This is a genomic window from Clostridium sp. FP2, from assembly GCF_011065955.2.
In the GTDB taxonomy this organism is placed as follows: Bacteria; Bacillota; Clostridia; order Clostridiales; family Clostridiaceae; genus Clostridium_AD; species Clostridium_AD tagluense.
In genome coordinates, this window is record NZ_JAAMNI020000001.1 from 3,558,143 (window position 1) to 3,578,089 (window position 19,947).

Here is a 19,947-nt window from a genome sequence, read left to right on the forward strand (position 1 = left end):
TTTATAGTTTTATTAAAATTATTTTATGGATTTCAACCTTTCATTCATTTCTATTATCATTATTTCATGTTTTTATTAAAATATAATTAAGATCACTTTGCATAAAATTCCTATTGCTATTCTATGTGGTGCTGAGAATGCATAATTCATAATCTCAATATCACTAGCATTTCTATTTCTACTCTTAAAAGCTATATATTATTCTACACATCTCCCATAAAAATCAATAGAACAAAATTATTTTGTAGTATTACCTATTATGCTTATTTCTGATGAAAGTTTATTCCCGTTATTTTCTTCAAGCTGTTTCCTATGATAGATAAAAAACAGTGACCAATTTACTTGTCCACTGTTTTTTTATCTATCATATTTGTTTATTAAACATGCTTGAATTGGCATAAAAACTTTTATTATAATTATTATTAGCATTTTTAGTTAGTTGAATCCTATTTAATTCTTGTTTTGTATCTTCTTTCTTTAATTGCATTAATTCTAATAATTCATGCTGCACCTTTAATATACCCAGTTCATTACATATATTCGCAAATTCTTCAGTAGTATATTGCAGCTTTTCCATGTCTTCAATAAGCATTTGTCTACTATCCAATAAAACATCCAATTTGTTAATTTCGTCCTGTTGCAGCGCCCTAATAAGTTCCATAGTTACCTGCTTGAATTGTACTAATTTTTGTGTCAATTCATTCATAACAAGTTCTCCATTCTATAGATTTTAGAAAGATTTCATTGTCATCCACCTAATTGTTTCGTTAACCTAATTGTTTCGTTAAAAAACTTGATTGTGAGTTCAGCTTATTCATAGCTGTTTCCAATTTTGAAAACTTCAAATAAAAGCTATTCTCTCTATTTGCTAGACTTTTTATCATTTCAGTTATCTTTGCATCTTTCTTTTTAATATCCTCAGATAATACAGATTTATATTCACTTTCATCCCCTTTTACACCTGCTCTTTCAAGGAAAATACCCTTTTTATTATCTTTGTTTCTTGATGTTCTTGTATAATCTTGTAAAATATCACTTATTCTTTGAAATATACCTTGTTCATCGTTTCTTATTTTTCTCTCATCGCCTATAGGATCTGCATTATATGAAGGATACTTTGTAGATTGCTTTGTAAACAAATCAGTAACCTGTTCACCTTTAGTTTCAATAGCAGCTTTTAGTTTTGTCTCATCTACTTTAATCTTCCCTCTTTGACTTATGTCCCTTGAGGTTGATAATCCAATTTCTGAAAGAGTTATGCCAGCACCTTCTACCTCATCGAAAAAGGCTCTTCTCATCGAGGTAAGCATATTGTCTAAATTTGCGTCACCCTTGAGCAAACCTACTTTAGCTTTAGTCTCCCATTGTTTAATTTCCTCTTCCTTCATAGATGTCCTCTGTTCATCAGTAAGTGGAAGATACTTATATTGCTTCTGTTCATCAGCCTTTCCGCTAACCTTATCTACTAATTGATTATATTTATCTATGAACCCAATAATTTTATCATAAGTTTTTTGAGAATTCCCAGCAACGGTAATATTAGTTATGCCTTTCTTTGTTAAGGCATAGTTAACTCCATCTATAGAAAAAGTATTACTTGATTTTGTAACATCAGTTCCAACTGTAGAACCTGGAGGAGTTATTTTAGCTATAGCATCTATTCCTTCCACTACAGTACTGCTTAAGTTTAATTTCCCTAGGACAGCACCACCAGTTACCGTTAATAATGCGTTACTTCCTGTTTGTAAACTCTCTATACCAAATTTTTGTGTTAGTTCACTATAATTTAGTTTAACATTCCCATCGGTACCTTTGTTAACCGCATCCATTAATTGTGATACTGTAGCATTTTTTGATATTGTAGGGTTTTCTGCTGTTGAAGGATTTTCTGATACTGTTAATGTCTTTGTTTGTACTATAGCATTAGAGTCTTTATACGTAAATGTTAAAGTTTCATTATCTGCAATATTTAATGCACTTAATTTTGTAGATTTATTTGCCGTTACTGTGCTACCCTCTATCTTGTCTGGTGTAGCTAACTGAGCTACTTCCACCTTATACGCTCCAACCACAGCGCCCGCAGATGCCGTAGCATTAGCCCCAGCACTTTCTCCTGCTACACTACTAGTAGCCGTTACATCAAAGCCGTCATAGTTACTCTTTCTTAACACATTAGTATCGAGTTTTAAGTTACTAAAATATGTATCTTTAATAGCAGTTGTGTCTGATAATATATCCCTATAAATCTCCTGCCTCCAAGCCACTATTTGCCTATCCTGTTTCATCTTATCCACTCTCATTGTATAAGGTTTCATCATTTGCTTTACAGTAGCATCCGTATCCATCCCTGTAGCCATACCAGTAATTCTCATTTAATACAACCTCCTCTTTTTCAATTGACAGGTGACAGTTGAATTTTTATGCTACGCATAAAACTTTCAACTCTCCTCTATCAACTGTCACTCGTCATCTGTTCCCTATTTTCCGCCCTTAGATAATTTATAAGCCTCATTCCAAGTATCGCGAACATCTTCAATTAGTGGTATTATCTCATTCATGATTTTTTCACTTTTCTTAATGTTAGCATCCGTAAGTCTTCTTACTATAAAATCATAAATTCTCATTAAATTTTCTGCCCATTGACCACCACTATTTACATCTAATGTTGCCATTAACTCATAAAATATATTTTGAGTTTTTACAATGTTTTCATGAGCCTTTTTTATATCTTTATCTAAAATAGCCTGTTTACCTATTTTAGAAAACTTTACAGCTCCATCCACGAGCATTAGGAGAAGTTGATCCTTCGATGCGAAGTTTACACTATTGTTTTTATAAGTATTGAATGCATTTCCATAAGCGTTCATTGCCATATTACCTCACCTCTACTTTTTAGTATCTATAAAATTTCCAGTACTTCTTTGCCCTTTTTCTAAATTATCTTTAAAGGCCTCTACATCATATTCTGCATTTTTAAATGCATTTACAGTTATTTTATGATTATTCTTATATTTTAGAAGTTTGTCCTTAAATTCTTCCTGAGACTTTGAGTTATCTTTAGAATCTCTATCTTTATTTACAGATATTGCTCCTTTTCTATGAATTACACCAGACTTGGTTGTGTCCTTAACTCTCTGTCTTATTTCAACATCAATTTTATTTAACTTAAATTCCATAATACCCCTCCTAACTTTATCCTAAAAAGTTATGCCTTTTTATCTACTAAAATACCAGCCATTTCGCACATTTTTGCTACCATATCTAGTATTTTTCTTGAGGGAATTTCTTTTATCACTTCATTAGTATCATTATCAATTACTTTTATAATCATTTGGTTAAGTACATCATGCTTTTCATATTGTATGTGAGTGCCTTGTCCTTCTAAAAGTTTATTTATTTTGCTTACTGCATTTTCAACTTCTATTTCAGCATTTTCTTTATTATCTAGCGAATTCTTACTTTCAATATCCTTTGGAATCTTACTGTTTTCCGAAACCTTATAAAATTTATCTAAATCTAAGGATTTATTTTGATTTATACCCCCAATATCCATGTTTGCCCCCCATTTATTTCTTTAACTTTTCTAAAGCTGACACATCAAAAACTATAGCTCTTTGATTTTCATCCGTCACTTCTTTATAGAGTTCTGACCTTAAAATACTAATTTCCCTTGGTGCATTTATGGAAATTTTTACAGAACCATTTTCAATCTTAATTATAGTTATTTCCACATCATCACCTATTAATAGGGATTCACCTTTTTTTCTACCTATCACTAACATTTATCTATCCCCCTTGTTTCTCTCTGGCGTAGATAACACTTACTAATTCTCATTTTCTTTAAATAAAGATTCTTTTATTTTATATTTATCATTATCTAATATTAATTGTGCCCCTAATCTTTCTTTTATATTAATAATAATAGGAGCTTTTAAATTGGTAGTCATATTCTGCGTATTTGAACTTAAAGTTACTGTAGTTAATACTAATGCTTCTTCAGGCCTCAATATTTGTAGTTCATTTATATAGGTGTCCGGTATTTTAAATTCATAATCCTCAAGAACGGTAAATGGCGATACCAATACTAAACCCACTTCAGTATCTTCAATTGAGTGTAATATACTAAAAACTTCATTACTTTCTAATGGGAAAATTATAAAGTTTTTAAGTTCCTTAAATCCCGGCAGACCTTTTTTGAACACTATAACATCTTCATCACTATATCCTCTAACTCCATGGTATTTCGTAACGAGCTCCATATTACAAATCAACTCCTTTAGTAAAAATCTTTTCTCTATTAACTATCAATTTTCAATTCTCAACTATCTCAAGTAATCTAGCAATGAAGGCTGAAGTACCTTAGCACTAGTTTGTAGCGATGCCATATATACCGTTTGCATAGTAGCATATTCCATTGTTTTTTCTGTAATATCTATATCTTCAGTTGCAGACAGAATTTCTGTCATATCAAAATTCTGATCTTCGTTTCTAGTTTCTGCACTTTCCATTCTATTTTGTTTGGCACCAGCCTCAGAACGGAGCTTTAAAATATTAGTCGTAACTTTTTGTATTCCTTCCAAGTCCGCAGTGGTCAAAGCTTTAATATCCTCAGCATAATTAGGATTCGGAGTGCCTGCTGAAATCTCCGGCTTCGAATCAAGATGTTTAGTAATATTCCCTAATAATTTCATAAGATTCTCATTAGCACCCGTTCCATAGCTTATAACCTGTGATGCTGTAATATTATAATCCATAGTTACACCTTGGGATACTTCTACTAGTAACATATCAGGTCCTTGGATTAAGCCTAAATCTTTAGCAGCTGTAGTTGGTTTAGCTGGTGGGATTACACTACTATCTGAGAATGTCACAGTTCCTGATGGAGTAATGTTAAATCGTCCATCGTTAGTTGCTGTAACTGTAACTGCATTAGCAGATGGTATAGATTTATTAATACTTTCTTGAAGGATAGCCGCTGCCTCGTTCATAGTGGTTTTACCACTTATAATCCCCTCAGTGGTTGGTGGTGTTGTCACTGATATATTTACTGGCATTGTCGCTCCTCCATTTAAGGATATATCGAATGTTGCCCCGAGCCCTACTGTTGTACCACTATAAGTCATTCCTCCAGCCATAGGTTTCCCAACCACCTTTGTGCTACAAATTAACTCATCATTTCCACCTGCATCCTTACCAGTTTGCGTAGGTTTACTTGTTCCATCCGTTCCTCCAAAAACATACTTACCATCAAAGCTGGTATTTAATATTTGTGAAACTTCCTGTATTCTTTGATTAATTTCATCCTTAATAGCTTGCCTTTGTTCACTTCCGTAGGTACCATTTCCAGCGGATACTAAAAGTTCTTCAATTCTTCCAACTACATTGCCTGCATGTGATAATGCCGTATCTGTTGTGTCAAGGAAATTCATTGAATTTTTAATATTACTATTATATTGTTTATTTGAATCTATATCTGAATACATTTGCATTATTCTTGAAGATTTAAAAGGATCATCTGAAGCCTTTGTTATTTGTTTACCAGAAGTCATTTGACCCTGTATCCTACTCATATTCGTTAAATTTGTTCTCATATCCCTTAAAAAATTATTTGAAAGCATTTTATTGGTTACTCTCATATCTTCACCCCTTACTTAATGCGTATATTTCTATCATTTATCTTTTCAACCCATTAATAACCACATCTAAAAGCTCATCCACAGTGGATATAATCTTTGCATTAGCTTGATAAGCATGTTGAAATTGAATCATATTAGCCATTTCTTCATCCAAGGATACACCTGATATAGATGTCCTTGATTCATCTAAGCCTGATAATAGTGATTCATGGTTTTTTACAATTCTTTTTGCTTCTTGGGTTTGCACCGCGAGTCTATTCACAATATCCGTGAAATAACCACTAACAGTCATACCATTCACACTTGATGCAATTGTTTTAACTCCTAGTACTGGGTCTAAACTAAATAAACCGCTGGTTTTTGTTAAAAAACCATCCCTAGTCGTTGTGTTATTAATGCTTTGGATATCTAATCTTATATCTCTAAGACTTGCAATAGCTAGTGCTCTTTTTCCATCAGTTGCCGATGGAGTATCACCTGCAGCAACCTTAATCTTCATAACGTCATCAAGGATGACTTTGTTAATAGAAATATTGCCCGCATTAATTTCTATTTCTCCATCTGCACCAGTTTTCGTACTATTAACAAAAATATTAGGTATGCCTGTTTCTTTCGTTGCATCACTTTCACCGCTATGCAGCGCATTTATAGATAATGCAATACCCTTAGCTAAACTATTTAACTGGTCCACATATTTGTCAATATCTTCCTGAACAGACATATATCCTTTTAGCTCTCCCTTTTCAGGTTTAAACAATGCTAGATTTGTGAAGTCTGCACTTGATTCCAGCTTAACGCCTGCTTTATCTATAGCATTTCCTTCCTTGTCAGCCCAAAGTACTCTGCCTTGATCTAACTCTTTATATTGCTCAGGAGTTAAACTTATGTTTAAAGTTGCTTTATTCTTCTCATTGGACATATCTCCATTTTTGTAATAAGTTACTTCGTATTCTCCATTTTCGCCGGGCTTTATAGTTCCCGTGGGTTTAATACTACTCACATAAGAAAACCTACTAACCTCATCTTTGTTAATAGTCTTTACAAGATATGCATTGTAACTACCTACAACATCATCTGGTTTAAGATCTTCTCCTCCTAATGATTTCTTATCAATAGTTATCCCAAATTTTACGCTTAGCTGATCTACTAACAAGTCCCTTCTATCCATTAGATCATTAGGCTCATTTCCACCAACTTTTACACTTATAATCTGCTGATTTAATACATTTAGCTGATTTAGCATACTATTTACATCCACTACATTCTGCTTAATAACATCTTGACTATTGCCTTTTAATTTTGTTAACTGATTATAAGTATTATTTAATTCATCTGTAAGTGCTTTGGATTGCTGCGCTACTACTGTTCTCGAATTCGAACTTTCTGGATGCAGTGAAAGTTCTTGCCAAGAATTGAAGACCTTTGTGAGGAGAGTTGACACTCCTGTATCACTAGGCTCATTCATAATACCTTCAACACCTGTAAGAAATTTCTCACGTCCTTGGTATAACCCACTAGTTCCATTTTCCGTTCTTACCTGATAATCTAAAAAATTGTCTCTAATTCTTGTTATGGCGGAAATCTGCACACCAGTACCTAATTGGCCTGGCCCCATTTCATTATTCATAGAAGGCATACCAAAAGGCCTTGTAGTCTCCATAGTAGCCCTTTGCCTTGAATAGCCTTCTGTATTAGCATTAGCTATGTTGTGACTAACTACATCCAAAGCCTTTTGTTGCGCACTCATGCCCCTTGTAGCTACATTAAAAGTTCCAAATAATCCTGACATCTCTTTCACCTCATACTATTTTTTTACTTTACCATATGCGTTGTAAGTTTTTGTTTCTCTTGCTGGATTTAATACATTTAATATTCTATTTGTAAAACTAAGTCCTTGTTTTATAAGTAACTCGTTTGTATCCTTTTGAAGTACAACTTCTTGTAACAAGTTGTTTATTTTAAAATAATTCTTCTCAAGTTCTTCATCTTTAAATTCTTCAATTATGGACCTCATAGCTCTACTTTCCGTAAGCTTTCTTCTCTCAACTTCCATATGGGCTATATCTTTGTTAGCCTTTTTAATCTTGTCCACACAGGCTTCCATTCCAAAAATATCATTAACAATTATACATCTGTGTTGCTCTTCAAGTTCTACTAAAAGCACCATCACAGCTTCTATTTCCTGTATCATGACAACATTTAGTTTTTCCTTCATAACTAAATATCTCTCCCCTTCATAATATCCATCATTCTAGTAGCTGTTAATTTTGAATCCATCTTGTAAGTACCTTGCATTACTCCATTTTTAATAGCTTCTATCTTCTCCGGTGAATTAACTGTTTTACTATCTAAGGATAATGCACTTAAGCTTTTTCCTGCAGGCGATAATTCTATGGTATCTTTTTTTAATGCTACTGCCTTTAATTCTGTTTTAGGTGTATTATTTTTATAGAAACTAACCACATTATTTTTTACGCCATCTATTTTCATTCATAATCACTCCTAGCTTTTTATATCTTTATACTAGATTCCTTCTAGTTTGTTCTCTCTATTTATATTATCGTATATAATCTTTCAAAGTTTACACTGGATTTAATTATTAGTCCATATTAATAATTTGTTTACTATTTCTGTTTATTTTCATATTCTTTTTCTAAAAAGATCTTGGATTTATAGTACAAAAAGTAAAAAAGGAATAAATTTTCTTTATTCCTTTTTTATACCTATATATTTTTATTCACTATTCAGATATAGCCTTAACTCTTTCTTCTCCACTAATTATACTAGTAATTCTAACTCCAAAATTTTCATCTACAACTACAACTTCACCGTAGGCTACCTTTTTACCATTTACTAAGATATCTACTGGTTCTTCTGCTAGCTTATCCAGTTCAATTAAGGATCCAGTTCCTAGGTTTAAAATATCTCTAATGTTCTTTTTAGTTTTTCCAAGCACTACGGAAATTTCTAATGGAACATCTAATATTAAGTCAATATTTCTAGGAGCATTATGAACCGCGGTATTTGTTAGAGGCACAAAAGATGCTTGTCTAACTTCTACTTGTGGCTGTGGCCTCTCAATAGGTTTTGCGTAATACTCAGGTTGCGGCGGAACACTTGTATAAGCTGCTTCCTGCTGCGCCGTTTCCCTTACAGGTGCCTGTTGTTTAATTTCACTTTGGGTGCTAGCTACTTTAGGAGCTTCCGCTGGTTGTTCGGTACCCATCATAATAGCTACTATTTTTTTAGCAGTTTCAATAGGCAGCACTTGCATGATGACACTATCGATTAAATCACCAATTGTCATCTTAAAAGCTACCTGAACAACTTGTTCATCCTCATCTATACTATCACTTAAGGCTGAAGTACTATCATCCCATATCTTAGATTCCGGAGGCGAAATGTTTACTTCTCTAGCAAACATTGTTGCCATGGATGTTGCAGCAGATCCAATCATCTGATTCATAGCTTCTGAAACAGCACTAATTTCAATTTCTGAAAGCGCTGGTGTACCTTCTATTTTGCCATCTCCACCCATCATTAAACTAGCTATAACTGCCGCATCTGGAGTCTTCATCACTAAAAGATTTCCCCCTGCAATACCACTTACAAACTTTACGTCTAAAGCAATATTCGGAACCTCAAAGTTAGCTCTTAATTCTCTAAGTGTACTTACTGAAACTATTGGTGTTGCTATATTGACTTGTTGACCTACTATAGTGGAAAGAGCTGTTGATGCTGAGCCCATAGAGATATTTCCAACTTCCCCTAGCAAATCCTTCTCAATATCAGAAAGCTCAAATTTTTCTATAGGTTCTGAGCTGCTGTCCCCTCCATTTAAGAGAGCGTCGATTTCTTCTTGTGAAAGAAAGCCGTTACTCATAATTTTCCACATCCTTATCTATTATATCTAATATCTCAATTCCTCTGTTTTTACCTACAGTACCAGGTTTACCCATATAACATAAATGCTCCTCTACAAATACTTTAACTTTGCTATCACTTGCATTATCTAATGTAATTACGTCACCTTCTGTTAATTGTAGAAATTCATTTACAGTAATACTTGTACTCCCTAGCACTCCTGTTACTGGAACGCTTACTATATTTAGTCGATTCTTTAATCTATTTCTAGAGTCGTTAACAAGCTCTTCATCATTTTCTCTAAACCAATATTGAACAACAAGTTTATCAAGTACTTTTTCAATGCTTAAATAAGGTATACAAATATTTATAAATGTACTATTATTATTCAGCTCTACAGAAAAAGTAATTAGGGCAACTGGTTCATTTGGCGCTAGCGTTTGATTAAGTGCAGGATTAGTTTCTAATGCCTCAATTTCTGGTTCTACCTCTAAAACATCTTCCCAAGCAAGCTTCAAGTTAGCTATAAGCCCAGCATTAACATTTTTTAATATATTTTTATCTATATCAGAAAACTCTTTGCTTTTAACCTTTCTATTACCATCTCCTCCTAAAAGTATATCAATTACTTGAAAAGAGAACTGAGGGTTAGTCTCAAATAATATAGACCCATTTAGTGGTGGCATTTTAAATATAGTTAAAATGGTAGGATTAGGAATTGAATGAATAAATTCCTCATAGGTTATTTGCTCAATACTTTCAATTTTAACCTTTACATTATTTCTTAGCTGTGCGGATAAATGACTTGCTATTATTCTTCCATAATTATCGTGAATTAACTCAAGCGTTCTCAAATGATCCTTTGAGAATTTTTGAGGACTTCTAAAATCATACAATTTAATTTTATGCTTTTCCTCTTCACCCGGGAGCTGATCTGGTTCTATTTCCCCAGAAGAAAGGGCAGATAAAAGTGAATCTATTTCACTCTGTGATAATACTTCTGCCATATTTCTACCTCATTTCTCTGTATAAAGTGTTCTTACTATATTCCGTTAAACTTCTATTTTTTAAAAATTACTTTTTATCTTTCGGTAAGCTCTTATCTTTCGATAAGCTTACCAATATCAATTAATGTAACTATTCTATCTTTAAAGTTTATAACCCCTTTAATATAGGCTTTTTTTCTGTCAGCTTCAACTTTTTCAATCAAATTTTCTTCAATTTCTAATACTTCATCAACTTGATCTACAGTTACTCCAACAGACTCTTCTTGTAAGTTTAATATAATAATATTTTCTTGGTCGCCCTCTCCCTTTTCAATATCTAAAAGAAGATTTATATCTAAGAGAGAAATTATATTCCCTCTTAGATTAATTAAACCCTTTATATAATCTGCTGACTTAGGTACCTTTGTTATTTCCATCATATCGTTAATACTTTGAACAATAGAGGCCTCTACTGCAAACTGCTCCTCATTAACTTTAAATACAACTACTTGCATAACATTCCCCTCCTAGCCTAAAACTTTTTTTATTGCTTCAATTACTCTATCTGCTTGAAACGGTTTTACAATAAAATCTTTTGCACCAGCTCTTATTGCATCCATAACCATGCTTTGCTGCCCCATAGCGCTACACATAATTATTTTTGCAGCAGGGTCAAAAATTTTAATTGCTTTAACAGCTTCAATTCCATCCATGTCAGGCATGGTGATATCCATAGTAACCACATCTGGTTTTTCTGCTTTATATAGTTCCACAGCTTTTAATCCATTGCTTGCTTCACCCACAACTTCAAATCCATTTTTTTCTAATATATCCTTTACCATCATTCTCATAAATGCCGCGTCATCAACAATTAGTACTCTAGCCATTTTATATTACCTCCAATTAATTTACACCTAATGAATTTAGTATTTTTTCTAATGATCCAGGCATCGGTATATAATAAAAATGCCCGCTTACCTTGTGATTTTCTTGTAAAAACTGTGTTTCTAAATCAAGTACATGTTCATCATATTGACCTGATTCAATAAAAGTAGTAGAAAGTATTGCCCCCATCATGTCTACTGCAACAGCTGGCACAGAAGGCATAATAGTAAGATTCGTAAGTTTTGCTATTGCATTCATAAAGGAGCTTGCAATAATGTTCCCTATTTCGCATAATGCTGAACTTCCAATTTCAGTTATCTCTTCCTGCTGCGCGCCTACTAGACTTGATATAATTTTCAGTGCAGTTTCCTTATCGAAAGTAAACAGTATATTACCTGGTATATCTCCCAGGACTCGTACAATTACACCAATTACAACTTCTTCGACTCCGGTTCCAGAAAAAATATCATCAAATGGAACAATATTTACTGATGGTACCGCCATATCTACTTTTTCATTCAATAACTCCGATAAAGATGTAGCTGCGTTTCCTGCACCAATATTGCCTACTTCTTGTAACACATCTAATTGCATAGCACTAAGCTCAGAATAATCCATATTATATCCCCCTATACTAAAGCAGCAGCATCTAGTATCAATGTAACTAGTCCATCCCCTAAAATAGTTGCTCCTATGTATTCTGTTAATCCCTGCAGTGTTTTTCCTAGAGGCTTTATTACAATTTCTTGTTGTCCTAGCAATGAATCTACTAAAAGCCCTACTATTTTCTCTCCCACTCTTACAATAACGATGTATTTCTTATTCTTATTACTAGTTTCTATTTGCAATTTTTTACTTACCCTTACTAGTGGAATTACAGAATCATTGTAAACAATAACTTCTTTATTATTAGTTTTCTTAATTAGCTCCTCGTTATAGTCTATTACTCTATCAATATAACCAAGAGAAATAGCCATAGTTTCATCGCCAATTTTTATTAATAATGCTTGGATGATTTGCAGCGTCAATGGTAATCTTATAATAAATGAAGTACCTTTGTCAATCTCACTTATTGCATCTACTGTTCCACCAAGGGCAGCAATTTTAGTTTTAACAACGTCCATGCCAACTCCACGTCCAGAAATATCTGTTACTTCCTCATTAGTGCTAAAGCCTTGTGCAAAAATTAAATTCTTTATATCTGCGTCTGACATTCCTTCAGTATTTATACCAACTTTATTAGCTTTTGCCCTGATTTTATCAACAGCTAGCCCTTTACCATCGTCTTCCACTTTTATTATGGCTTTAGTGCCTTCTGCATAAGCTATAAGTTTAATCACACCAATAGGATTTTTCCCCTTAGCAATTCGATCCTCACTAGATTCTATACCATGATCTGCAGCGTTTCGAAGCAAATGAAGTAGTGGTTCACCTATTTCATCAATAACCGTCCTATCAAGCTCTGTTTCTTGTCCTTGTATTTGAAGATCCATTTCTTTTCCTAAATCTTTTGATAAATCTCGTATCATCCTCGGAAATCTATTAAATACTACCTCTAGTGGAAGCATTCTTATTTTCATTACTAAATCCTGAAGTTCCGAGGTGGCCCTAGCTACTTGTTCTAGTGTTTCATTTAAATCATTTAATTTATGAACACTACTTATCTGTTCTAGTCTCGTTCTATGAATTACAAGCTCTGAGACCATATTCATAAATTTATCTAATCTGTCTAGTTCAACTCTCACAGATTGATGAGCTTTTTTGTGAACTACCGCTTCTTTTTTATCCTTGTTTTTATCCTCTTCTTTACCTTTAGTCTCCAAGGTCGCCCTATCTTTTGTTTCGCCCTTTTCAACTTTTGAAGATTGTTCTATTCCTTTAAACTCTCCTGATTTATCATCCAAATTACCCTTACCATTTTCAACGTCAACATCTTCAACCTCAACCTTTTCCACTTCGGAAATATTCGTTAAATTATCAATAACTTCGTCTTTTTCTTTGTTAGTAATATATATTAAATTTATTTCGAATTCAAAGTTTTCATTTTCTAATTCTTCAGATCCAGGTATGGATTTTATTATTTCACCATATTCTTCTAAACTCTTAAATATAAGAAATGCTCTTGCTGACTTAAGTAGAGTATTTTCACTTAGTAGAATCTTTATTTCATAGGCATTGTACATTCTCTCCACAGCTTGTTTAATAACATTAACGTCATATTCATTAAGTGTAATTCTCTCTGACCCATTACCATTGCTATCTCCTGTGACAGCTATTTCTTTTTTCTGATTTTCAACTGCTCCATTTCCTTCTGCTATGGAATGTAGATCATCTATTATATCCTCAATTTCAAGTTTATCAGAAATTCCCTCTGATATATTATTTACCATCTTTTCTAAAGTATCTAGACATCTAAATAAAACAGTTACCACCTTTTCTGTTACTTTAAGCTCACCCTCTCGAAATTTAGAAAGAACATCTTCCATTTTGTGTGTTAATTCAGCCATTTGACTAAATCCCATAGTTGCAGCCATACCTTTTATTGTATGAGCTACTCTAAATATTTCATTCAACTTGTCCATATCTTCTGGTTGTTGTTCTAGCGTAAGAAGTGCTTCATTCAACGTCTGCAAATTTTCCATAGATTCTTCTAAGAACATTGACATATATTGTGATGTATCCATTTTCTTCCTCCTTATTGATTGTACATTGCCTATATTTTTTTATAAATAAATGTTGATGTTTTCTCAAATCCATACTCTTTATAATTATATATACTCTCAGTGGCCCCAACGAAAAGTAATCCGCCTTTTTTTAATGAGTCACTGAACTTTTTATATATTTTATCCTTAATCTCTGCATTGAAATAAATAACTACATTTCGACAGACTATTAAATCAAAATTATTTTCATAATTATCTAAAATAAGATCATGTTTCTTAAAGTCCACCATTTTTTTTATAACAGAATTAATACAGTATTTGTCCCCCTTAACTAGGAAATATTTTTCCAGAAATTGTTTTGGAACATTTTTAACTTCAGCATAGACATATTCACCATTTTTCGCTTTTTGAAGTATTGTACTGTCTATGTCTGTAGCTACAATTTTATGACTGGCTCCTTTGCATAAATCATCCATAATTATAGCTAGTGAATATGGCTCAGCTCCAACAGAACAAGCTGCACTCCAAATCTTAAGCCCTCCGTTATAGTTCAGTTCCGATTTAACTTTTTGCGAAAGCTCCTGGAATATTTCTGGATTTCTAAAAAATTCTGTTACGTTTATTGTAATAAAGTCTAAAAATTTCTGTTTTTGACTCGGATCACTCTTTAATAATGTAATATACTCTTCTACAGACTTCGCACCAACTCTCGACATTAAACTTAAAATTCGCCTATGCAATTGATTAGATTTATAAGCGGCTAAATCTATTTTATATTCTTTTAAAACCCATTGCTGAAAATATATTAAATCCATTATCTATGATCATCTCCCCATTACAATTTTATTAATTTCCTGAGCAACATTATCTAGGGGAACAACTTCATCTACTTTCCCTGTTTCAAAAGCCGCTTTTGGCATTCCATATATGGTACAAGTAGATTGGTGCTCTGCCATAGTGATGCCTCCATTGTCTTTAACAGCTGCTGTGCCTTGCGCCCCATCTCGCCCCATGCCAGTAAGTATAACACTTAGTAGCTTTGATCCATAAACCGCTATGGCGGACATAAAAAGTTTATCTACTGCTGGTCTAACTCCCCAAATACTAGGTTCTGTATTAAGATGTATTTTCTTATCCCGTCCTATTTCCATATGATATCCACCAGGAGCTATATAAACTACATTTTTTGAAACTGTGTCGCCCTCCGCCGCTTCTATAACCTTTAATTTGCTGTTTAAATTAAGTCTATCTGCAAAAGCCTTTGTAAATCCCACTGGCATATGCTGTACCACAAGGACCGGAACTCCTATATCAACTGGCAACGCTGTTATCACCTTATATAGGGCTTTAGGACCACCTGTGGAAGCTCCAATAACTACAGCCTCTATATTAGACATTACAGTGGTTCTACTGCGAGAGACAACTCCTGTGTTTGTAGCTACTTCATTTAATACTGTAGCTGTGCTCCTATTTATGCTTGTCCTATTTAATTTAATGTTTTTTTCAGACATTAGGGTATTTTTACCCCCCCTCTGCATAAAAGCCAATTTTATTTTTTCCACTAATTCATCTCTAACTTTATTGATGTCTAGTGATATTGTTCCAGATGGTTTTGCTATAAAATCAAAAGCACCTTGTGCAAGGCATTCCATAGTTAATGCTGGGCCAGTTTTAGAAACACTACTAAGTATAATAACTGGTATATTAAGATTCATTTTTTTCAATTCTTTTAAAGTAGAAATACCATCTTTTCTTGGCATTTCAATATCCAAAGTTATTACATCAGGTATTTTACCAGCTATTTTTTTTATCAGGTCTTCTCCATCTTTTGCTGTATCTATAACTTCCATTTCTGGTTGTTCATTAATCATATCAGAAATGATTTTTCTCATTAATGCTGAATCATCTACTACAGTAACTTTAATTTTTTTTAACAATACATCACCTCATCAACTATACATAATATTCTAAATGTCTACAGTCCCCATACCTACTGTTCTAATAGACAATGCTCCACTTGTGGTATCAAATATTAAGGTTCTGCCTTTATTCCCGCCAATATCTTCTGAAAGTATTGGAATAGATAAATTTTTTAGAGCACTTTTAACTGCTATACCATTTCTATTTCCTATGTCCATAATTATACTTTTATCAGGAAAGTTAAACATTGAAGCTCCACCTGCTATTTTAGCCCTCATATTTCTAAGTGTTGCGCCTTTTTTTATCATCTTCTCTACCAGGATTGGTATAGCTAAATCCGCAAATTTGATTTCGTTAGTTATTTTATTAAATTGACTGCTATCTGGAAGCATTATGTGTGCCAATCCTCCAATACCTATAGCTTTATCATATATTGCAATGCCAATGCAGGACCCAAGACCAACAGTTATTAATTTATTTGGCGAAAAAGCCACATTTAAATCTGCAATTCCTACTTTTATTTCATTATATTCCATAATTACACCCTATTTTATAATATTTCATTTTTTTCTTCTTCTGTCAATATAGTTGAAAGATTTAGATAAATAATTATTCTGCCATCAATCTTAATTAGTCCTTTGATATATCTTCTGGATATTCCATAAATGATTTCTGGTGAATCTTCTATACTATCTGTTAATACATCCTTAACTTCAGAAACAAAATCAACTATTATACCTATTTTACTCTTCTCTTGCTTACCAACTATTATCTTACATCCTTCTTTCATTTCAGTTAAAGACAAATTAAATCTTTTTGATAATGATATAATGGGTAAAATATTACCCTCATAATTTATAACCCCCTCCACAAATTGCGGTAAATCAGGAATTTTAGTTATCTTTTCGTATTCCAGTATTCTTTCTACTTCCATAATATTCGTTGCATAACACTCACCATTTATGCTAAAAATCAGGATCTTAATTTCCTGCTCCTTCATATTAAATCCCTCCTACAACAGTAATTTATCAACAGCTAGTTCTCTGTTTTCATCTATAAACGCATGAATTTCTTTACTAGGAGCATCTAAAATATATTCTCTAGCACCTATAATAAACCTAGTATTTGGATAAGCAACTTCTGCCCATATATGGCCATTGTTTTCTACAATAAGCTTTGTTGCTACGCCTCCAGGTCCACCAACTATTTTGCATTTAATTTCTTTTCCAGCTTTTATGACTCCACCGCGAGCTACACTTTTATCATTTTGAAATATTACACTATCACTTGCTTCTATTTGTGATACATATTGTCCTTTGCCACTAAAGGTAATATTACCCGAACTCTTAACTATTGAGTCTTGGCAATAGTCTAGCACTACATCCACAGGAAGAGTTAAATCCATTGAGAGTAGAGAAGTTTTATTATTAATAATTGTCACTATATCATTTAGTTCTGTATAATTTTTTATATTAAGGGGACCCAAATCAAGTATCTTATTTTTAATGATAAATAGTAATTTATCTTCAATATTTCCCAGCTTCAAAATTCTTTTAGCTACTTTAATAGAAATTTTAGAAAGTTTTTTGAATTTAGTTTCCATTAAAATTTTAACTAATTCACCATCACTAGTCTTTCTTTCTAAAAGGTTCATTTCTTTCAATTGCTTTATTGAAGCTATTAACTTTGTAATATCGTTTTCCATGCTATTTAAATCACTTAAATATTCTAAAATTAATACATCTTCTTTTCCAGCTGAAACGCTTGAATGAATTACATTTCCATTTATCACAACATCCCCATTCGCAATAATTTCAGCTTCTGATACATTGTTTTTAATTAAAACATAATTACCAGCTTCTACTTTCATACCTTCCCGTACACTGCCATTTACAATTATATCCCCTACAAATTTAATATTTCCAGTTTTTAATTCCACATCTCCATTTATTTCATGAGTTTTATAAACGAAAAAAGTATTCCCCTTGGATGATGGTCTACCTTTAGTTGTAGCTACAACAGTAAATTCATCTTTAAGAGCGCAACCATCCCCTACCCCTAGAATTATTTTTTTTGAACTTTTAACTTTTATAATTTTACCTGCAATATCTATTCCATCTTCTCCATTTTTTCCTGGATGATGAATTGCTAGAACTTGTCCTATTTCTACTCCACTTACAGTACCTATAGCCTTATAATCTATAGACCCAAGATTGTCATTTTGCTGATTATCTTTTACATCTGAATCATCGTATTTAATCTCCACCATATCATCTATCTTCTCTATGGGTCTCTTTCCAGATGCTATAAGTAGTTCGGAAATTTCATCTTCCTTTGTACATTTTATAAGGCCCATCTTCAAAACTCCATATTTTATGTTGTTATTTGATAACTCATTTTTAATTTCTGATTCTGTGAATTTGGGTGGCATAATTTTTTCCTTTATTTCCATTGCTATTGTTACTGTGTTTGAAATCGCAGCATCTTTTAGTTTATAAATGGTATTAGGTTTGTATATAATACTAATATACGCTTCCATCTGATCTTCACTTATTCTTAAGTTCATCTTCCTTTTGGCCTCATCTTCTTTAAACACAAATTCTATCTTGCTTTCCGAAGTGACAAGAGCGGACTTATTAATCTCTTCTCCATTTATAATCACTGTAATGTTATTCCCAAAATAAATTACTGCCGGTTTCCCGCCCTGGCAAGGGTCTTTTACAATAATTCTACCCCCTTGAATTTCTATTGTTCCGTTTATTTCTGGCTGCTTGGCATCTTCTTTTCCAAAGAAGTCTTCATCTTTAATGTTTTCATCATTTAAACCTTCTATTGAATCAATAGAAATTATAGCATGTTTCTTGAAAAAACCATTTTTTTCCTCTAGTATTGAATATTTCAACTTTTCTACTGGAACCCCCAAACTAGAACTTGCAAGACTTAAACATTCCTGAACATTCGATCCTTGGAATTTTTCTCCGCATGTTTTAGTTACCAATTATACCACCTCTTTCTATAGAGAAATTATACCATAATTCTTCTATTCTTTTACTTAACATTTCAATTGTTTTATTTATTTATCGACCTATTACAAAGAAACTTTACAATTTTCTGTTTATCCTCATTTAATTCATCTTCAAATCCTAGCATTATTGAATTTATTAATGGATTTTTTGAAGAATTGAAGAAAAATTCATCCACGCTTTTGATTGGTAGTACATTTGGTGAAGTGCCAGAAATAAAAAGTCCTGTTAAGGATTCAATGTCCCTTTCATGGACATTTCTTTCTTCAACTACTATATTTAGCTTTTCACAAGCTTTTATAATAAATTGTCTTGTTATACCAGGCAGCACATTCTCTATCTTGGAGGTTAAAACAGTAGATCCTATAACCATAAAAATATTTGATCTACTGCCCTCAGTAATAAAACCAGCATCATCCACTAAAATCGCTTCATATGCGGTGTTACTTACAATTTTCTCATTTACCTTTTCTCTGAAGTCACTATCGATAACCTTAGCATTAGGCGTCCTGCGTTCCCCATGATAAGTAATAGTTTTTACGCCTTCCTCGTATTGCTGTTTTGAAGGGTATGCATGAGGTATAAAATATGCTAAAAAATTTTCATTTAAGTTTTTGCCATTTTCACTACAATCCACATTAGGCTGATAATTAATAACTAATTTTAGATTCCCGTCGCAAATATTGTTTTTACCTATTAGTTCAAAAATTCCATTTATTATTTTTTCCTTTGTAATACACAACTTATATTCCATGATTTTAGCAGAGTTTTCTAAACGACTTAAGTGCGACATAAGAAAAACAGGCATTCCATCACTTATTCTTATAACTTCATATAGTGATTTTCCTATATTCATGTTATAATTTTTAAACTCTTCCCTTGTCTTAAATTCGTCCCCAAATAAAAAGTATTCATTTATGCACTTGTCCATATATATCCTCCTTTTAATTTTCTGTATAAACAAAAATTT

The 19,947-nt window shown here is 32.7% G+C and carries 23 protein-coding genes; all 23 read right to left on the minus strand.

The window, feature by feature from the left end; translation table 11 throughout:
- Positions 1-364: 364 nt before the first annotated feature.
- The 23 genes from G9F71_RS17140 to G9F71_RS17250 all read right to left on the minus strand — a co-directional run bounded on the left by G9F71_RS17140 (position 365) and on the right by G9F71_RS17250 (position 19,908).
- Positions 365-706 (minus strand): hypothetical protein, encoded by a 342-nt coding sequence (locus tag G9F71_RS17140; protein ID WP_164949029.1) that lies wholly within the window; start codon positions 704-706, stop codon positions 365-367.
- Between the two features lie 61 nt (positions 707-767).
- Entirely contained in the window at positions 768-2,372 is a 1,605-nt protein-coding gene (gene fliD / locus G9F71_RS17145) for a flagellar filament capping protein FliD (RefSeq protein ID WP_164949030.1), read from the minus strand.
- A gap of 105 nt (positions 2,373-2,477) precedes the next feature.
- Positions 2,478-2,873: a flagellar export chaperone FliS gene (gene fliS / locus G9F71_RS17150; protein WP_411956134.1), complete on the minus strand. Its 396-nt coding sequence runs from the start codon at positions 2,871-2,873 to the stop codon at positions 2,478-2,480.
- 12 nt (positions 2,874-2,885) lie between these two features.
- A complete protein-coding gene (locus tag G9F71_RS17155) occupies positions 2,886-3,176 on the minus strand; it encodes a hypothetical protein (protein ID WP_164949031.1) in 291 nt (96 codons plus the stop codon).
- A gap of 29 nt (positions 3,177-3,205) precedes the next feature.
- Entirely contained in the window at positions 3,206-3,553 is a 348-nt protein-coding gene (locus tag G9F71_RS17160; RefSeq protein ID WP_164949032.1) for a flagellar protein FlaG, read from the minus strand.
- A gap of 13 nt (positions 3,554-3,566) precedes the next feature.
- Positions 3,567-3,782, minus strand: a complete 216-nt coding sequence (csrA, locus tag G9F71_RS17165; RefSeq protein WP_164949033.1) for a carbon storage regulator CsrA — start codon at positions 3,780-3,782, stop codon at positions 3,567-3,569.
- Between the two features lie 42 nt (positions 3,783-3,824).
- Positions 3,825-4,259 carry a flagellar assembly protein FliW gene (gene fliW, locus G9F71_RS17170; RefSeq protein ID WP_164949034.1) on the minus strand — a complete coding sequence of 145 codons (435 nt, stop codon included), beginning with the start codon at positions 4,257-4,259 and terminating at the stop codon, positions 3,825-3,827.
- 63 nt (positions 4,260-4,322) lie between these two features.
- A complete protein-coding gene (gene flgL / locus G9F71_RS17175) occupies positions 4,323-5,636 on the minus strand; it encodes a flagellar hook-associated protein FlgL (protein ID WP_164949035.1) in 1,314 nt (437 codons plus the stop codon).
- Positions 5,637-5,673: 37 nt separating this feature from the next.
- On the minus strand, positions 5,674-7,425 hold the full coding sequence (gene flgK, locus G9F71_RS17180) for a flagellar hook-associated protein FlgK (protein ID WP_164949242.1): 1,752 nt from the start codon (positions 7,423-7,425) through the stop codon (positions 5,674-5,676).
- Between the two features lie 15 nt (positions 7,426-7,440).
- Positions 7,441-7,851: a flagellar protein FlgN gene (locus tag G9F71_RS17185; protein ID WP_164949036.1), complete on the minus strand. Its 411-nt coding sequence runs from the start codon at positions 7,849-7,851 to the stop codon at positions 7,441-7,443.
- A gap of 2 nt (positions 7,852-7,853) precedes the next feature.
- The gene (locus tag G9F71_RS17190; protein ID WP_164949037.1) at positions 7,854-8,126 is read right to left on the minus strand and encodes a flagellar biosynthesis anti-sigma factor FlgM; all 273 of its coding nucleotides are present in this window, start codon (positions 8,124-8,126) and stop codon (positions 7,854-7,856) included.
- A gap of 250 nt (positions 8,127-8,376) precedes the next feature.
- Positions 8,377-9,519, minus strand: coding sequence for a flagellar motor switch phosphatase FliY (gene fliY, locus G9F71_RS17195; protein ID WP_164949038.1), 1,143 nt, complete (start codon positions 9,517-9,519; stop codon positions 8,377-8,379).
- Positions 9,512-10,507 carry a flagellar motor switch protein FliM gene (fliM, locus tag G9F71_RS17200; RefSeq protein WP_164949039.1) on the minus strand — a complete coding sequence of 332 codons (996 nt, stop codon included), beginning with the start codon at positions 10,505-10,507 and terminating at the stop codon, positions 9,512-9,514. The genes fliY and fliM overlap by 8 nt, the downstream gene beginning before the upstream one ends.
- Before the next feature lie 92 nt (positions 10,508-10,599).
- Positions 10,600-11,001 carry a chemotaxis protein CheW gene (locus G9F71_RS17205; protein ID WP_124998068.1) on the minus strand — a complete coding sequence of 134 codons (402 nt, stop codon included), beginning with the start codon at positions 10,999-11,001 and terminating at the stop codon, positions 10,600-10,602.
- A 12-nt stretch (positions 11,002-11,013) separates the two neighbouring features.
- Complete coding sequence (locus tag G9F71_RS17210; protein ID WP_164949040.1) at positions 11,014-11,373, minus strand: response regulator; 360 nt, start codon at positions 11,371-11,373, stop codon at positions 11,014-11,016.
- A gap of 16 nt (positions 11,374-11,389) precedes the next feature.
- Positions 11,390-11,989, minus strand: coding sequence for a chemotaxis protein CheC (locus G9F71_RS17215; protein WP_164949041.1), 600 nt, complete (start codon positions 11,987-11,989; stop codon positions 11,390-11,392).
- An 11-nt stretch (positions 11,990-12,000) separates the two neighbouring features.
- Positions 12,001-14,055, minus strand: a complete 2,055-nt coding sequence (locus tag G9F71_RS17220) for a chemotaxis protein CheA (protein WP_164949042.1) — start codon at positions 14,053-14,055, stop codon at positions 12,001-12,003.
- A 29-nt stretch (positions 14,056-14,084) separates the two neighbouring features.
- The gene (locus G9F71_RS17225; RefSeq protein WP_164949043.1) at positions 14,085-14,849 is read right to left on the minus strand and encodes a CheR family methyltransferase; all 765 of its coding nucleotides are present in this window, start codon (positions 14,847-14,849) and stop codon (positions 14,085-14,087) included.
- A 9-nt stretch (positions 14,850-14,858) separates the two neighbouring features.
- The gene (locus G9F71_RS17230) at positions 14,859-15,971 is read right to left on the minus strand and encodes a chemotaxis response regulator protein-glutamate methylesterase (protein WP_224626454.1); all 1,113 of its coding nucleotides are present in this window, start codon (positions 15,969-15,971) and stop codon (positions 14,859-14,861) included.
- Positions 15,972-16,001: 30 nt separating this feature from the next.
- On the minus strand, positions 16,002-16,490 hold the full coding sequence (locus G9F71_RS17235; RefSeq protein ID WP_164949044.1) for a chemotaxis protein CheD: 489 nt from the start codon (positions 16,488-16,490) through the stop codon (positions 16,002-16,004).
- 14 nt (positions 16,491-16,504) lie between these two features.
- Positions 16,505-16,954, minus strand: coding sequence for a chemotaxis protein CheW (locus G9F71_RS17240; protein ID WP_164949045.1), 450 nt, complete (start codon positions 16,952-16,954; stop codon positions 16,505-16,507).
- A 12-nt stretch (positions 16,955-16,966) separates the two neighbouring features.
- Complete coding sequence (locus G9F71_RS17245) at positions 16,967-18,952, minus strand: flagellar assembly protein A (protein WP_164949046.1); 1,986 nt, start codon at positions 18,950-18,952, stop codon at positions 16,967-16,969.
- A gap of 71 nt (positions 18,953-19,023) precedes the next feature.
- Positions 19,024-19,908, minus strand: coding sequence for an aminotransferase class IV (locus G9F71_RS17250; protein WP_164949047.1), 885 nt, complete (start codon positions 19,906-19,908; stop codon positions 19,024-19,026).
- Positions 19,909-19,947 lie beyond the last annotated feature (39 nt).

Bases quoted from the DNA above. Each gene is read 5' to 3' on its own strand.
- fliD (WP_164949030.1), bottom strand. From the start codon at position 2,372: ATGAGAATTACTGGTATGGCTACAGGGATGGATACGGATGCTACTGTA.
- G9F71_RS17215 (WP_164949041.1), bottom strand. From the start codon at position 11,989: ATGGATTATTCTGAGCTTAGTGCTATGCAATTAGATGTGTTACAAGAA.
- G9F71_RS17205 (WP_124998068.1), bottom strand. From the start codon at position 11,001: ATGCAAGTAGTTGTATTTAAAGTTAATGAGGAGCAGTTTGCAGTAGAG.
- G9F71_RS17240 (WP_164949045.1), bottom strand. From the start codon at position 16,954: ATGAAGGAGCAGGAAATTAAGATCCTGATTTTTAGCATAAATGGTGAG.
- G9F71_RS17250 (WP_164949047.1), bottom strand. From the start codon at position 19,908: ATGGACAAGTGCATAAATGAATACTTTTTATTTGGGGACGAATTTAAG.
- flgK (WP_164949242.1), bottom strand. From the start codon at position 7,425: ATGTCAGGATTATTTGGAACTTTTAATGTAGCTACAAGGGGCATGAGT.
- G9F71_RS17160 (WP_164949032.1), bottom strand. From the start codon at position 3,553: ATGGATATTGGGGGTATAAATCAAAATAAATCCTTAGATTTAGATAAA.
- G9F71_RS17140 (WP_164949029.1), bottom strand. From the start codon at position 706: ATGAATGAATTGACACAAAAATTAGTACAATTCAAGCAGGTAACTATG.
- fliM (WP_164949039.1), bottom strand. From the start codon at position 10,507: ATGGCAGAAGTATTATCACAGAGTGAAATAGATTCACTTTTATCTGCC.
- G9F71_RS17190 (WP_164949037.1), bottom strand. From the start codon at position 8,126: ATGAAAATAGATGGCGTAAAAAATAATGTGGTTAGTTTCTATAAAAAT.
- G9F71_RS17235 (WP_164949044.1), bottom strand. From the start codon at position 16,490: ATGGAATATAATGAAATAAAAGTAGGAATTGCAGATTTAAATGTGGCT.
- fliS (WP_411956134.1), bottom strand. From the start codon at position 2,873: ATGGCAATGAACGCTTATGGAAATGCATTCAATACTTATAAAAACAAT.
- G9F71_RS17220 (WP_164949042.1), bottom strand. From the start codon at position 14,055: ATGGATACATCACAATATATGTCAATGTTCTTAGAAGAATCTATGGAA.
- fliW (WP_164949034.1), bottom strand. From the start codon at position 4,259: ATGGAGCTCGTTACGAAATACCATGGAGTTAGAGGATATAGTGATGAA.
- flgL (WP_164949035.1), bottom strand. From the start codon at position 5,636: ATGAGAGTAACCAATAAAATGCTTTCAAATAATTTTTTAAGGGATATG.
- fliY (WP_164949038.1), bottom strand. From the start codon at position 9,519: ATGAGTAACGGCTTTCTTTCACAAGAAGAAATCGACGCTCTCTTAAAT.
- G9F71_RS17185 (WP_164949036.1), bottom strand. From the start codon at position 7,851: ATGAAGGAAAAACTAAATGTTGTCATGATACAGGAAATAGAAGCTGTG.
- G9F71_RS17210 (WP_164949040.1), bottom strand. From the start codon at position 11,373: ATGGCTAGAGTACTAATTGTTGATGACGCGGCATTTATGAGAATGATG.
- G9F71_RS17155 (WP_164949031.1), bottom strand. From the start codon at position 3,176: ATGGAATTTAAGTTAAATAAAATTGATGTTGAAATAAGACAGAGAGTT.
- G9F71_RS17225 (WP_164949043.1), bottom strand. From the start codon at position 14,849: ATGGATTTAATATATTTTCAGCAATGGGTTTTAAAAGAATATAAAATA.
- csrA (WP_164949033.1), bottom strand. From the start codon at position 3,782: ATGTTAGTGATAGGTAGAAAAAAAGGTGAATCCCTATTAATAGGTGAT.